Origin of the sequence: Streptomyces showdoensis, from assembly GCF_039535475.1 — a bacterium.
Classification (GTDB): domain Bacteria; phylum Actinomycetota; class Actinomycetes; order Streptomycetales; family Streptomycetaceae; genus Streptomyces; species Streptomyces showdoensis.
In genome coordinates this window covers 666,893-680,980 of the sequence record NZ_BAAAXG010000028.1, presented here as the reverse complement: position 1 = coordinate 680,980, position 14,088 = coordinate 666,893, and the positions used below count along the sequence as shown (strand labels likewise).

The following is a 14,088-nucleotide window of genomic DNA, read 5'->3' as shown; positions in this document are numbered from 1 at the left end:
GCACCCCATGTTCGAGTACGAACTCCACCGCATCCACCACGCCGAGCTCCTCCGCGAGGCCGCCGCCGAGCGCCTGGCCCACGAGGCCGCCCGCACCGCCAAGGGCCGCCGCTGGGCCAGGAAGCAGGATCCCGAGGGGCGGGTGAACGCCGACCAGCACCGCTTCGCCCGGGCCGCGTGACCCCCGTATGGGTGTGAACGCGGACGCCTGTGCGATGCTCGGCGCCGTGGAGACCAAGTCAGTGAGCCCCGTGTTCGTCGGCCGGGCCGGCGAACTCACCGCCCTCACCGAGGCGCTCTCCCGCGCGACCGCGGGAGAGCCCCAGGCCCTGCTCGTCGGAGGTGAGGCGGGAGTCGGGAAGACCCGCCTCATCGAGGAGTTCACCGCACTCGCCCGCACCCAGGGCGCCGTCGTCGCCCTCGGCGGCTGCGTCGAGATCGGCGCCGACGGACTGCCCTTCGCCCCCTTCTCCACCGCCCTGCGCGCGCTGCACCGGCTGCTCCCCGAGGAACTCGCCGCCGCCGCCGACGGGCAGGAGGGCGAACTCGCCCGGCTCCTCCCCGAGTTCGGCGACCTCGCCCACCACGAGCCGGCCGCCGAGGACGCCACCGCCCGCCTCTTCGAGCTGACCGTACGGCTCCTGGAGCGCATCGCCGCCGACCGCACCGTCGTCCTCGTCCTGGAGGACCTGCACTGGGCCGACGCCTCCACCCGGCACCTGCTCGCCTACCTCTTCCGCACCCTGCACCGCGGCCGCATCGTGGTCGTCGCCACCTACCGCGCCGACGACATCCACCGCCGCCACCCGCTGCGCCCCCTGCTCGCCGAACTGGACCGGCTGCGCTCGGTCCGGCGCATCGAACTCTCCCGGTTCACCCGCACCGAGGTGCACCGCCAGCTCACCGGCATCCTCGCCGAGGAGCCCAGCCCCGCCCTCCTCGACGAGGTCTTCGAACGCTCCGACGGCAACGCCTTCTTCGTCGAGGAGCTCATCGCCTCCCACGGCTGCGGCACCGCCCTCGGCTCCCTCAGCGAGTCCCTCCGCGACCTCCTCCTGGTCCGCGTCGAGGCCCTCCCGGACGACGCCCAGCGCGTCGTCCGGATCGTCGCCGAGGGCGGCTCCACCGTCGAGTTCGACCTGCTCGCCGCCGTCGCCCGGCTCGCCGAGGACGAGCTCATCGAGGCCCTGCGGGCCGCCGTCGGCGCCAACATCCTGCTCGCCGCGCCCGACGGCGACGGCTACCGCTTCCGGCACTCCCTGGTCCGCGAGGCGGTCAGCGACGACCTGCTGCCCGGCGAGCGCTCCCGGCTCAACCGCCGCTACGCCGAAGCCCTGGAGGACGAGCCCGGCCTGGTCCGCGCCGACGCCCGGGCCAACCGGCTCGCGACCTACTGGTACCACGCCCACGACGCCGCCCGCGCCCTGCCGGCCGTGCTGCGCGCCTCCGTCGAGACCCGCAAGCGCTACGCCTACGCCGAGCAACTGCGGCTCCTCGAACGCGCCATGGAGCTGTGGGACGACGCCCCCGCCGAGGTCCGCCGCGGCCTGCGCCCCATGGACTACGCCGAGGCCTACCCGTCCTGTGGCTGCGACCCCGACACCCCGCTGAGCTATCTCGACCTGCTCGCCGAGGCCACCGTCGCCGCCCGGCTCTGCGGCGAACGCGAACGCGCCCTGAAGATAGGCAAGATGGCCCACCGGCTGCTGGACGCCGCCGAGGACGAGGACCCGCTGCGCTCCGCCTGGTTCTGGGTCGAGCGGGCCCGGCTCCAGTCCAACCTCGCCCGCGGCGACGGCTGGGACGAGATCGCCCGCGCCCAGGACCTGGTCCGCGGCCTGCCGCCCTCCGCCGTGCACGCCGTGGTGCTCGCCTTCGCCGCGAGCTGGGGCATGCTCCGCAAGCCCGGCGCCGACGCCCTCGCCGCCGCCGAACGGGCCGTCGAGTACGCCCGGCTGGTCAAGGCCGAGGGCACCGAACTCGCCGCCCGGCTCACCCTCGGCACCATCATGGTGTCCGCCGGCGACACCGAGAACGGGCTCGCCGCGATGCGCGAGGTCGGCGAACGCACCCTGGCGCTCGGCCACTTCCACGAGGCCTCCCGCGCCGCGGTGAACATCTCCTCCGCCCTGGAGGGGCTCGGCCGCTCCCGCGAGGCCGTCGAGGTCGCCGCCACCGGCATCGCCATGGCCCGCTCGCACGGCCTGGTCGACAGCGCCGGCTGGGTCCGCGCCAACCTCGCCGAGTCGCTGCTCTCGCTCGGCGAGTGGGACCGGGTCCAGGAGGAGTGCGAGCTGCTGCTCCGCACCGGGGCAGCCGGTTCCAAACCGGGCGGCACCGCCCTCCTCCAGCTCGCCCACCTCGCCATCGGCCGCGGCGAGCCGGCCGCGGCCGCCGCCCGCCTCGCCGAGGCCGCGGCCCGCTACGGCACCCGCGACCCGATCCCGCAGTACACGCTGCCGATGACGCACGTGACCGCCGCCGTGGCCGCCGCCGAGGGCCGGCTCGCCGACGTCCGCGCGCAGCTCGCCGCGGTGGCCGGCTCCGGCTTCCCGGCCGGCACCCACCGCTACGGCTGGCCGCTGGTCCTCGTCGCCGTCACCGCCGAGGCCGACGCCCACGGGCTGCCGGCCGCCGCCGAGGGCCGGGCCGCCGCCCTGGACGCGGTGCGCCGCTCCGTACGGTCCCTGGCCGCCCAGGCGCCCGTGTGGCAGGCCTACGCGCTCCAGGTCTCCGCCGAGCTGGCCCGCGCCGAGGCCCGGGACACCGCCGAGCGCTGGGCCGAGGTCGTCGCCGCCTTCGAGCCGCTGGACCGCCCCCACGAGCTGGCCCGGGCCCGGCACCGGCTCGCCGACGCGCTCCTCGCCGAGGGCGGCCGGCGCGAGGAGGCCGCCGCCCTGATGCGCGAGGCCCACGCCACCGCCGTACGCCTGGGGGCCCACCCGCTGCGCGAGGACGTGGAGCTGCTCGCCGCCCGTGCCCGTCTCCCGCTGCACGCCCCGGAGGGGGCGGCCGCCGCGGAGCCGGAGCCGGAGGACCCGGCCGCCGACGCCTTCGGGCTGACCCCGCGCGAGCAGGACGTGCTGCGGCTGGTCGCCGAGGGGCGCACCAACCGCCAGATCGCCGAGGAGCTGTTCATCTCGCCGAAGACGGCGAGCGTCCACGTCTCCAACATCCTGGCCAAGCTGGGCGTCGCCGGGCGCGGCGAGGCCGCCGCCCTGGCGCACCGGCTGCGGCTCCTGGAGCCGGCCTCCTAGGAGGCCGGCTCGTCCCGGTCGTCCGCCGCGGGGGAGGGCTCCCCGGCGGCGCCGGGCAGGCGTATCACGACCTTGCCCGAGGTGAGGTCTATCGGGCCCTTGTGCGGGTCGCCGTCGCCCATGTCCTCCCGGGTCAGGGCGAGCCGCTGCCGCTCGTCGTCGGTGTGCTTGCGGCCCGGCGCGAACAGCTCTTCCATCAGGTTGAACATCCGCCTCGCCCTCCTACCCGACCTCCAGCCGGAGGATCTTGTCGTCACCGGGCCCGGGGGTGCCCCGGGTGTCGGTCTCACTGGTCACGAGCCAGAGCCGGGAGCCGCCCGCGGTCGCCAGGACCGTGCGCAGCCGCCCGTACCCACCTGTCAGGAACGCCTGGGGCTCTCCGGAACGTTCCGCTCCGGAGAGCGGCACGCGCCACAGTCTCTCGCCCCGCAGGCCGGCCATCCAGACCGCCCCCCGGGCGTACGCGATCCCGCTCGGCGAGGCCTCGGCCGGCGCCCACTGGGCCACCGGGTCCGTGAACCCGGCCCGGCCCGCCCGTCCCTCGACGACCGGCCAGCCGTAGTTCCGCCCGGGCCGGACGAGGTTCAGCTCGTCCCAGGTGTCCTGCCCGAACTCGGCGGCCCACAGCCGCCCGGCCGGGTCCCAGGTCAGTCCCTGGACGTTCCGGTGCCCGTACGAGTAGACCACGGAGCCCGGGAAGGGGTTCCCGGGGGCGGGGCGGCCCTCCGGGGTCATGCGCAGGATCTTCCCGCCGAGCGAGCCCCGGTCCTGGGCGAGCCCGGTCCGGCCGGTCTCGCCGGTCCCGGCGTACAGCATCCCGTCCGGGCCGAAGGCGATCCGGCCGCCGTTGTGGATCACGCCCTTCGGGATGCCGGTGAGCACGGGCTCGGGGGCGCCGAGCCGGTCGCCCGCCCCGCCCCCGTAGCGCATGCGGACGATCCGGTTGTCCGTCGCCGAGGTCAGGTACGCGTACACCCAGCCGTCCCGCACGGCCAGCCCGAGCAGCCCGCCCTCGCCGCCCGGCACCACCCCGGGCACCTCGCCGAGCGGGGTCTTCCGACCGGTCCCGGCGTCGATCCGGGTGACGGTCCGCTCGTCGCGCGAGGAGACGAGCAGGTCCCCGCCGGGCAGCTCGGCGAGCCCCCACGGGGAGCGCAGGTCCTGGGCGAGCACGCCGGCGACGCGCACGCCCGGGGGCGCCGAGGACGCCGTCGGCTTCGCGGAGGCGGTGGCGGACGCGCCGGCCGTGGGCGAGGAGCGGCCCTCGTCCCCGTCCGGCGGGGAGGAGCACCCGGCGGTCAGCAGCAGCACGGCGACGGCACCGGCCGCGCCTCCCACGACGAATCGGCCTCGGCCCATGGTCCCGGTCCCTTCCCGGCGGTGGTCCCCCCTCCTGAATACACCTCGGGGCCCGCCGGAGTTCCCGGTTCCGCGCCGGGCGGTCCGGTGCGTCAGTCCCAGGAGCCGCGGGCCGCCGGCAGCGCGGCGATCTCCGCCAGGTCCGCCGCGTCGAGCGTGAGACCGGCCGCCCGCGCGTTCTCCACGGCCCAGCGCTCCCGCTTCGCGCCCGGGATCGGCACCACGTGCCGCCCGCGCCCGAGCACCCAGGCCAGCGCCACCTGCGCCGGGGTGACCCCGTCGCCGTGCCGGGCCGCCACCCGCCGCAGCCCCGCGATCAGCGGCTGGTTGGCCGCCATCATCTCGGCCGTGAAGCGCGGGTGCCGGGCCCGCAGGTCGTCCTCCTCGAAGCCGCCGCCCGGCGTGAGCGTCCCGGTCAGGTACCCGCTGCCCAGCGGCATCGCGGCGAGGAAGCCCACGCCCCGGGCCTCGCACCAGGGCAGCAGCCGCTCCAGGGCCTCCGGCGACCAGACCGACAGCTCGGCCTCGACCGTCGCCACCGGGAAGACCTGCTGGACCCGCTCCAGCTGCCGGATCGTTCCCTCATAGCCGCCGCCCGTGCGGCCCCGGCGGGTCGCCCGGGCGCCCACCGCGCACAGCCCGAGCGCCCGCACCTTGCCGGCCCGCACCAGCTCGGCCATCGCGCCCCAGGTCTCCTCCACCGGGACCTCCGGGTCGGCCCGGTGCAGCTGGTAGAGGTCGATGACGTCGGTCTGGAGCCGCCGCAGCGAGGCGTCGCAGGCCCTGCGCACGTACCCGGGGCGCCCGTTGGCCACGACGTGCTGGTCGCCGCCGACGAGCAGTCCGCACTTCGTCGACACGAAGACGTCCGCCCGGCGCTCCTTCAACACCCGCCCCAGCAGCAGCTCGTTGGTGAAGGGGCCGTACATGTCGGCGGTGTCGAGCAGGCTGGTCCCGGCGTCCAGCGCCGCGTGCACCGTCCGCAGCGAGCGGTCGCCCCGCCGCTGCGAACCGCTGTACGCCCAGCTCATCGGCATGCATCCGAGGCCCACCGCACCCACACCGAGCGCCGCCGCCCCCGATCGTCCTGCGCTCCACCTGCCGGTACCCCTCCCTGTGCCGCCCCCCAAAGTAACCAATCGCGCGCGGGATTCTTCGCATAGCCTCCCGGTCATGACGTTCGATGACACCGCCGCTGACGTGTGGCTTCCGATTCCCGCGGACGAGATCGAGGGACTTCCCGCGCCGGGCGCGTCGGGCCTGAACTACCGTTTCTGGGACGGCGGGCCGGAATTCCCGGCCGATCCCGCGCGCTGCGCCTTCTACGTCGTGCCGTACATGAAGGGCGAGGAGATCGCGGTGCGCCCGCTCGCCGGGATGCGCGCGGTCCGCGTGGTGCAGACGCTCTCGGCCGGCATCGACCACGTGACGCCCGGCCTCGGCGAACTGCCGCCCGGCGTCCGGCTGTGCAACGCCAAGGGCGTCCACGAGGCCAGCACCGCCGAGCTGACCCTCGCGCTGATCCTCGCCTCGCTGCGCGGCATCCCCGGCTTCGTGCGCGGCCAGGACGCGGAGGAGTGGCGGGCCGGCTTCTACCCGGCGCTCGCCGACAAGTCGGTGCTGATCGTCGGGTACGGATCGATCGGCGCGGCCATCGAGGACCGGCTCGCCCCCTTCGAGTGCGCGCGGGTCGTGCGCGTCGCGCGCTCCGCGCGTGCCACCGAGCGCGGTCCCGTGCACCCGCTCACCGACCTGCCCGCACTGCTGCCCGAGGCCGATGTGGTCGTGCTCTCCACGCCGCTCACCCCGCAGACCCGGCACCTGGCCGACGCAGGCTTCCTCGCCCGGATGAAGGACGGCGCCCTGCTGGTCAACGTGGCCCGCGGTCCGGTGGTGGACACGGCGGCGCTCCTGAAGGAGGCGGAGAGCGGCCGGATCACCGCCGCGCTCGACGTCACCGACCCGGAGCCGCTGCCCGCCGGCCACCCGCTGTGGCACGCCCCCGGCGTCCTGGTCAGCCCCCATGTCGGCGGCTCCACCTCGGCGTTCATGCCGCGCGCCAAGCGCCTGCTGGCCGCGCAGCTGACCCGGTTCGCGGCCGGGGAGGAGCCGGCGAACCTCGTCCTCACCACCTGATCCGGCCGCCCGATCCGCGCGCCCCCGGAGCGCGCCGCACACGAGCCCCCCACCCGTCACGGAGAGTACTGCGACCCTGTCCCTGAGTGACGATCCTGGTGTATCGTCCCGGAGCGGGGGACTGCGTCGAGAACGGGCAGACGCTGGGGAGCGAAGTGACGGGTCATCAGATTCCGAGGGGGGTGACGGGTGGAGCACGGCCGAGCGAGCGACGATCCGACGCGGCGGGGCCTTCGACTCCCCTCCCGCGCCCCGCGGCAGCCCTGCCGGAGCAGCCGGGCCAGTCGTACCGTCCGGGCCCCGAGCGGTCCGCCACGGCAGGTCCCGGCGCGGCAGGTTCCGCCATGGCAGGTCCCGGCAGGAGCGGTCCCGGCGGGGACGCCCCCGCCCCGCCCGGCGCCCGCGCGCCCGCCGTCCCCGTCCCCCGCGCCTCCCGCGCGGGGGACGAGCCGGCCCCGCCGCCCGGCGCCGGTCCCGACGGGGGCCCCGGCCTCGGCGAAGGGTCCGGCCTCGGCGAAGGGTCCGGCCGGGTCTCCTGCGCCGCCCGCCCGGAGGACTCCGCGGCCTTCTGCGGCCACGCCGTGCCCCGTGCCGACGGGGAGACCGAGAGCCTCTGCGGGCCCGGTGCGCAGGGACACCCCGGCGAGGACCCGGAGGGCGCGGTGAGCACCCCCGGAGCGCTCGTCCGGAACCGGCCCGTGAGCGAGGGGGCCGGGGTCCACTCCGCCGGGCTCGGCCGCCCCGCCCCCGGACCGGGGCGCCAGGGGCCCGGGGTCGGGGGAGTGCTCACCCAGATCGGCCTCGGCCTGGTCTGCGGGGGGTACGCGACCGGCGCCGCCCTCGGCTGGGGCTCCGAGGAGCTCGCCCTCGTCATGGGCGACTTCGGACTGAGCGCCGCGGCGCTCGCCGCCGCCGTCTCCTGCTTCCTCTACGCCCGCGGCCACCGCGGCAGCTTCCGCCCCGCCTGGCTGCTCTTCGCCTTCTCCTCCTTCATGGCCTCGGCCGGCAACGCCGTCTGGGGCTGGTACGAGGTCGTGCTCGCCCGCGAGGTGCCCACCCCCTCGCTGGCCGACCTCTGCTTCCTGCTCTTCGCCCCGCCCGCCATCGTCGGCCTGCTGGTCCTCGCCAAGAAACCGGTGACCCGGGCCGGCTGGGTCTGCCTCGCGCTCGACGCCTGGCTCATCGGCGGCTCCCTGCTCACCCTCTCGTGGAGCCTCGCCCTCGCGCACACCGCGCGCGTCGAGGTCGCCGAGGGCGAGAGCGTGGCCCGCTCCGCGCTCTCCCTCGCCTACCCGCTGCTCGACATCGTGCTCGTCAGCATGGTGCTCGCCCTGCACTTCCGCCGCTCCCACATCAACCGCTCGGCGATCAACACCGCCATCGCCGCCCTCGCGCTCACCGTGCTGTGCGACGCCCTGTTCACCTCGCCGCTGCTGCGCGAGCACTACAGCTCCGGCCAGCTGCTCGACGCCGGCTGGTTCGCCGGCTCGCTGCTGCTCGCCTACGCGCCCTGGGGCGCCCGCCGCACCGTGGACCCGGCCGCCGCCCGCGCCCGGCACCCGCACAGCCGGCCCCTCGCCGGGTCGCTCGCCGCCCTCACCCCGTACCTCGCGGCGGCGGTCTGCACGCTCGGCATCCTGTACAACGTCGTCGAGGGACGCAGAGTGGACCGCGTGGTCGTCCTCACCGGCTGCACGGTCGTGCTCGCCCTGGTCCTCCGGCAGGGCATCATGCTGCTGGACAACATCGCCCTCACCCACGAACTGGCCCAGAAGGAGAACCACTTCAGGTCCCTCGTGCAGGGCTCCAGCGACGTCATCATGATCGCCGCGCCCACCGGGATACTCCGCTACGTCAGCCCCGCCGCCTCCGGGGTGTACGGGCGCGAGGCGGAGGACCTGATCGGCTCCGAGCTGGCCTCGATCATCCACCCCGAGGACCTCGGCGGCGTCGTCCACGAAGTGCGCCGCTTCCTCGCCGCGGCCCCTTCCGAGGAGCCCACCACCCGGATCGAGTGCCGCTTCCGCTCCGGCCGCGGCGAGTGGCTCAACGTCGAGTCCACCGTCAACCGCCACCAGGGCGGCCTGATCTTCAACAGCCGGGACGTCACCGAGCGCGTCCGCCTCCAGGCCCAGCTCCGGCACAACGCCGAGCACGACCCGCTCACCGACCTGCCCAACCGGGCGCTGTTCACCGAGCGGGTCCGGGGCGCCCTCGGCGGCCGCCGCTCCTCCGACCCCGGCACCGCCGTGCTCTTCATCGACCTCGACGGCTTCAAGGGCGTCAACGACCGCCTGGGCCACCAGGCGGGCGACGAGCTGCTGGTCCAGGCCGCCCGCCGCCTCCAGGACTCCGTACGGGCCGGGGACACCGCCGCGCGGCTCGGCGGCGACGAGTTCGCCGCGCTCATCCTCGGCGACGGCAACCGGGACCGGGCCGCCCGCGAGTGCCAGGTGTACGAGATCGCCGACCGGCTGCGCGTGACCCTCTCCCAGCCGTACCGCATCGACGCCGCCAACGAGGTGCGGGTCGCCGCCTCCATCGGCGTCGCCTTCGCCGAGCCCGGCATCAGCGCCGGGGACCTGCTGCGCAACGCCGACCTCGCCATGTACCGGGCCAAGGCCGCCGGCAAGGACCGCGTCGAGCTCTACGCCCCGCAGATGCAGGCCGAGATCGTCCGCCGCACCGAGCTCGCCGCCCGGCTGCGCACCGCGCTCCACGACGGCGAGTTCGCGCTGCTGCACCAGCCGGTCGTGGACCTGAGCACCGGCCGGATCAGCGCCGTGGCCGCCCAGGCCCGCTGGCGCTCCGCCCAGGGCATCCTCTTCACCCCGGCCGAGTTCCTGCGGGTCACCGACGACAGCGAGCGCATCGCCGAGCTGGGCCGCTGGCTGCTCGAAGAGGCGGTCGAGCAGGCCGCCGAGCGGGCCGGCATCGGGCATCGCACCCCGGTCACCATCCGGCTCTCCGCGCGCCGGCTGCTCGACCGCTCCCTGCCGCCGGGTTCCATCGAGTCCCTGCTGACCCGGCACGGCCTGCCCTCCGGCTCCCTCGTCATCGAGCTGGCGGAGAGCGACCCCCGCGACCCCCGGGTCAACTTCGACGAGCTGGAGCAGCGGCTGGCCGCCCTGCGGCGGCTCGGCGTGAAGATCGCCCTGGACGGATTCGGCAGCGGACACGCCGCCATCAGCGCCCTGCGGCGGCTCCCCGTCGACATACTGAAGCTGGACCGGGGTCTGGTCGAGGGCGTCGTGGAATCGGCCAGACTGCGCAAGATCACCAGCGGTCTGCTGCGCATCGCCGGCGACCTCGGCATGCAGTCCGTGGCCGACGGGGTGGACGTGCCCGAGCAGGTGCTCGCCCTGCGTTCCATGGGCTGCACCCATGGTCAGGGCATGGCCTTCGCCGGCCCGTTGGACGAGTACCGGCTGCGCCGGGCGCTGGTGCGGGACGAGTACCCGCTGCCCGGACCCGTCCGCGTGAGCGCCGGAAACCGTCCCTCGATCCGCTCAAATAATGAGACGCCCGTCCCACCCACTTGACAGTGACCGCGCCGCGGGGGGAGGGTCAGTGCCATGCGCACCCGAATTCTCGTACTTGGAAAGCGCGTCGGCTGAGGCAGGGCCAGAGAAGGCCCGCCTGTAACGCACCCGACGCGCTCCCCTCGCTTGCCTCCCGGCACGAGGGGTTTTTTGTTGCACCGGATCACCCCGAAGTCGTACCGAACCCTCGCAAAACGCCTCGCACACCCCCTCGCACAAACCCTCTGCTTCGAGAAGAGAATGCTGATGACCGAGCAGGCCACCGGGCACCATCCGCAGCCGCGGCCCCGTAACGGCGCGCAGCCCGCCACCACCGTCGAGCACGTCACGGGTGCGCAGTCCCTCATCCGTTCGCTCGAGGAAGTGGGCGCCGACACCGTCTTCGGCATTCCGGGCGGGGCGATCCTGCCGGCGTACGACCCGATGATGGACTCGAAGCGAGTGCGTCACGTCCTGGTCCGCCACGAGCAGGGCGCGGGCCACGCCGCCACCGGCTACGCGCAGGCCACCGGCAGGGTCGGCGTCTGCATGGCGACCTCGGGCCCCGGTGCCACCAACCTGGTCACGCCGATCGCCGACGCGCACATGGACTCCGTCCCGCTGGTCGCGATCACCGGCCAGGTCGCCTCCAAGGCGATCGGCACGGACGCCTTCCAGGAGGCGGACATCTGCGGCATCACGATGCCGATCACCAAGCACAACTTCCTGGTCACCAAGGCCGAGGACATCCCGCGGACGATCGCCGAGGCCTTCCACATCGCCTCCACCGGCCGCCCGGGCCCGGTCCTGGTCGACATCGCCAAGGACGCCCTCCAGGCGAAGACCACCTTCAGCTGGCCGCCCACCACGGACCTGCCCGGCTACCGCCCGGTGACCAAGCCGCACGCCAAGCAGATCCGCGAGGCCGCCAAGCTGATCACCAGCGCCAAGCGCCCCGTCCTGTACGTCGGCGGCGGCGTCCTGAAGGCCGGCGCCACCGCCGAGCTGAAGGTCCTCGCGGAGCTCACCGGCGCCCCGGTCACCACCACCCTGATGGCCCTGGGCGCGTTCCCCGACAGCCACCCGCTGCACGTGGGAATGCCGGGCATGCACGGTGCGGTCACCGCCGTCACCGCGCTGCAGAAGGCCGACCTGATCGTCGCCCTCGGCGCCCGCTTCGACGACCGCGTCACCGGCAAGCTGGACAGCTTCGCCCCCTTCGCCAAGATCGTCCACGCCGACATCGACCCGGCGGAGATCGGCAAGAACCGCGCCGCCGACGTCCCGATCGTCGGTGACGCCCGCGAGGTCATCGCCGACCTGGTCCAGGCCGTCCAGGCCGAGCACAGCGAGGGCCACAAGGGCGACTACACCGCCTGGTGGAGCGACCTCAACCGCTGGCGCGAGACCTACCCGCTCGGCTACGACCTGCCGGAGGACGGCAGCCTGTCGCCGCAGCAGGTCATCCAGCGCATCGGCGAGCTCGCCCCCGCCGACACCATCTACGCGGCCGGCGTCGGCCAGCACCAGATGTGGGCCGCGCACTTCATCAACTACGAGAAGCCGGCCACCTGGCTCAACTCCGGCGGCGCCGGCACGATGGGCTACGCGGTCCCGGCCGCGATGGGCGCCAAGGCGGGCCGGCCGGACCGTCCGGTCTGGGCGATCGACGGCGACGGCTGCTTCCAGATGACCAACCAGGAACTGGTCACCTGCGCGCTGAACAACATCCCGATCAAGGTCGCCATCATCAACAACGGCGCCCTGGGCATGGTCCGCCAGTGGCAGACGCTGTTCTACAACCAGCGCTACTCCAACACCGTGCTGCACTCCGGCCCGGACGACGTCAACCCGCAGGCGCGGGGCACCCGCATCCCGGACTTCGTGAAGCTCTCCGAGGCCATGGGCTGTGTCGCGCTGCGCTGCGAGGACCCTGCCGACCTGGACAAGGTCATCGAGCAGGCCAACGCCATCAACGACCGCCCGGTCGTGATCGACTTCATCGTCCACGAGGACGCCCAGGTCTGGCCGATGGTCGCCGCCGGCACCTCCAACGACGAGGTCATGGCCGCGCGGGGCGTCCGCCCCGACTTCGGCGACGGCGAAGACGACTGACGAGCGAAGAGCTGAAGAGCCAAGGGAAGAGACCCACACCATGTCCACCAAGCACACGCTCTCCGTCCTGGTCGAGAACACGCCCGGCATCCTCGCCCGGATCGCCGCCCTGTTCTCCCGCCGCGGCTTCAACATCGACTCGCTCGCCGTCGGCGTCACCGAGCACCCCGACATCTCCCGCATCACCATCGTGGTCAATGTCGAGGACCTGCCGCTGGAGCAGGTGACCAAGCAGCTCAACAAGCTGGTCAACGTCCTGAAGATCGTCGAACTCGAGCCCAGCGCCGCGATCCAGCGCGAGCTCGTCCTGGTGAAGGTCCGCGCCGACAACGAGACCCGCTCCCAGATCGTCGAGATCGTCCAGCTGTTCCGCGCGAAGACCGTGGACGTCTCGCCCGAGGCGGTCACCATCGAGGCCACCGGTTCGAGTGACAAGCTCGAAGCGATGCTCAAGATGCTGGAGCAGTTCGGCATCAAGGAGCTCGTGCAGTCCGGCACCATCGCCATAGGGCGTGGCGCCCGGTCCATCACGGACCGGTCCCTGCGGGCCCTCGACCGCAGCGCGTGACACTCCCGACCGTCAACGGGCGCTGACCGCCGGTCCATCCGGCGGTCCGCCTGGCGAGACCCGAAATCCTTCCTCCCGCACCCCGCCGTACGGTGGGACGCAACACCAGCACCTCAAGGAGATACCCAGTGGCCGAGCTGTTCTACGACGCCGACGCCGACCTGTCCATCATCCAGGGCCGCAAGGTCGCCGTGATCGGGTACGGCAGCCAGGGCCACGCCCACGCGCTGTCGCTCCGTGACTCGGGTGTCGACGTCCGTGTCGGTCTGCACGAGGGCTCCAAGTCCAAGGCCAAGGCCGAGGAGCAGGGCCTGCGCGTGGTCACCCCGGCCGAGGCCGCGGCCGAGGCCGACGTCATCATGATCCTGATCCCGGACCCGATCCAGGCCCAGGTCTACGAGGAGTCCATCAAGGACAACCTGAAGGACGGCGACGCGCTGTTCTTCGCCCACGGCTTCAACGTCCGCTTCGGCTTCATCAAGCCCCCGGCCAACGTGGACGTCGCCCTGGTCGCCCCGAAGGGCCCGGGCCACCTGGTCCGCCGTCAGTACGAGGAGGGCCGCGGCGTCCCCGCGATCGCCGCGGTCGAGCAGGACGCGACGGGCAACGCCTTCGCGCTGGCGCTCTCCTACGCCAAGGCCATCGGCGGCACCCGCGCCGGCGTCATCAAGACGACCTTCACCGAGGAGACCGAGACCGACCTCTTCGGCGAGCAGGCCGTCCTCTGCGGTGGCGCCTCCGCGCTCGTCAAGGCGGGCTTCGAGACCCTGGTCGAGGCCGGCTACCAGCCGGAGATCGCCTACTTCGAGTGCCTCCACGAGCTGAAGCTGATCGTCGACCTCATGTACGAGGGCGGCCTGGAGAAGATGCGCTGGTCCGTCTCCGAGACCGCCGAGTGGGGCGACTACATCACCGGCCCGCGGATCATCACCGACGCCACCAAGGCCGAGATGAAGAAGGTCCTCACCGACATCCAGGACGGCACCTTCGCCAAGAACTGGATGGACGAGTACCACGGCGGTCTGAAGAAGTACAACGAGTACAAGACCCAGGACGAGCAGCACCTCCTGGAGACCACCGGCAAGGAGCTGCGGAAGCTCATGAGCTGGGTGAACGACGAGGAGGCGTAAGC

Annotated in this window: 10 protein-coding genes; 7 read left to right on the top strand and 3 right to left on the bottom strand. The window is 73.8% G+C overall.

All coding sequences use genetic code 11. The features are described 5' to 3' along the window. Positions 1-7 precede the first annotated feature (7 nt). Together ABD981_RS37675 and ABD981_RS37670 are read left to right on the top strand one after the other, a co-directional pair. Positions 8-181 carry a cytochrome c biogenesis protein ResB gene (locus tag ABD981_RS37675; protein WP_165590875.1) on the top strand — a complete coding sequence of 58 codons (174 nt, stop codon included), beginning with the start codon at positions 8-10 and terminating at the stop codon, positions 179-181. A 7-nt stretch (positions 182-188) separates the two neighbouring features. Continuing rightward, entirely contained in the window at positions 189-3,257 is a 3,069-nt protein-coding gene (locus ABD981_RS37670) for a helix-turn-helix transcriptional regulator (RefSeq protein WP_046905400.1), read from the top strand. Here the strand turns inward: ABD981_RS37670 and ABD981_RS37665 are convergent. The 3 genes from ABD981_RS37665 to ABD981_RS37655 form a co-directional block, all read right to left on the bottom strand. Continuing rightward, complete coding sequence (locus ABD981_RS37665) at positions 3,254-3,466, bottom strand: DUF6191 domain-containing protein (RefSeq protein ID WP_046905401.1); 213 nt, start codon at positions 3,464-3,466, stop codon at positions 3,254-3,256. The two genes, ABD981_RS37670 and ABD981_RS37665, sit on opposite strands and share 4 nt — an antisense overlap. A gap of 13 nt (positions 3,467-3,479) precedes the next feature. Then, positions 3,480-4,616: a PQQ-dependent sugar dehydrogenase gene (locus ABD981_RS37660; protein WP_046905402.1), complete on the bottom strand. Its 1,137-nt coding sequence runs from the start codon at positions 4,614-4,616 to the stop codon at positions 3,480-3,482. Between the two features lie 92 nt (positions 4,617-4,708). Beyond that, positions 4,709-5,647 (bottom strand): aldo/keto reductase, encoded by a 939-nt coding sequence (locus tag ABD981_RS37655; protein WP_345530558.1) that lies wholly within the window; start codon positions 5,645-5,647, stop codon positions 4,709-4,711. Between the two features lie 142 nt (positions 5,648-5,789). Between ABD981_RS37655 and ABD981_RS37650 the strand changes: the two genes are divergently transcribed. The 5 genes from ABD981_RS37650 to ilvC all read left to right on the top strand — a co-directional run bounded on the left by ABD981_RS37650 (position 5,790) and on the right by ilvC (position 14,086). Further along, the gene (locus ABD981_RS37650) at positions 5,790-6,752 is read left to right on the top strand and encodes a 2-hydroxyacid dehydrogenase (RefSeq protein WP_205628090.1); all 963 of its coding nucleotides are present in this window, start codon (positions 5,790-5,792) and stop codon (positions 6,750-6,752) included. Between the two features lie 662 nt (positions 6,753-7,414). Then, positions 7,415-10,294 (top strand): putative bifunctional diguanylate cyclase/phosphodiesterase, encoded by a 2,880-nt coding sequence (locus ABD981_RS37645; RefSeq protein ID WP_205628094.1) that lies wholly within the window; start codon positions 7,415-7,417, stop codon positions 10,292-10,294. A 240-nt stretch (positions 10,295-10,534) separates the two neighbouring features. Next, the gene (locus ABD981_RS37640; RefSeq protein WP_046905404.1) at positions 10,535-12,388 is read left to right on the top strand and encodes an acetolactate synthase large subunit; all 1,854 of its coding nucleotides are present in this window, start codon (positions 10,535-10,537) and stop codon (positions 12,386-12,388) included. Between the two features lie 40 nt (positions 12,389-12,428). Then, on the top strand, positions 12,429-12,956 hold the full coding sequence (gene ilvN / locus ABD981_RS37635; RefSeq protein ID WP_046905405.1) for an acetolactate synthase small subunit: 528 nt from the start codon (positions 12,429-12,431) through the stop codon (positions 12,954-12,956). 128 nt (positions 12,957-13,084) lie between these two features. Then, positions 13,085-14,086 (top strand): ketol-acid reductoisomerase, encoded by a 1,002-nt coding sequence (gene ilvC, locus ABD981_RS37630; protein WP_046905406.1) that lies wholly within the window; start codon positions 13,085-13,087, stop codon positions 14,084-14,086. Positions 14,087-14,088: the final 2 nt, after the last annotated feature.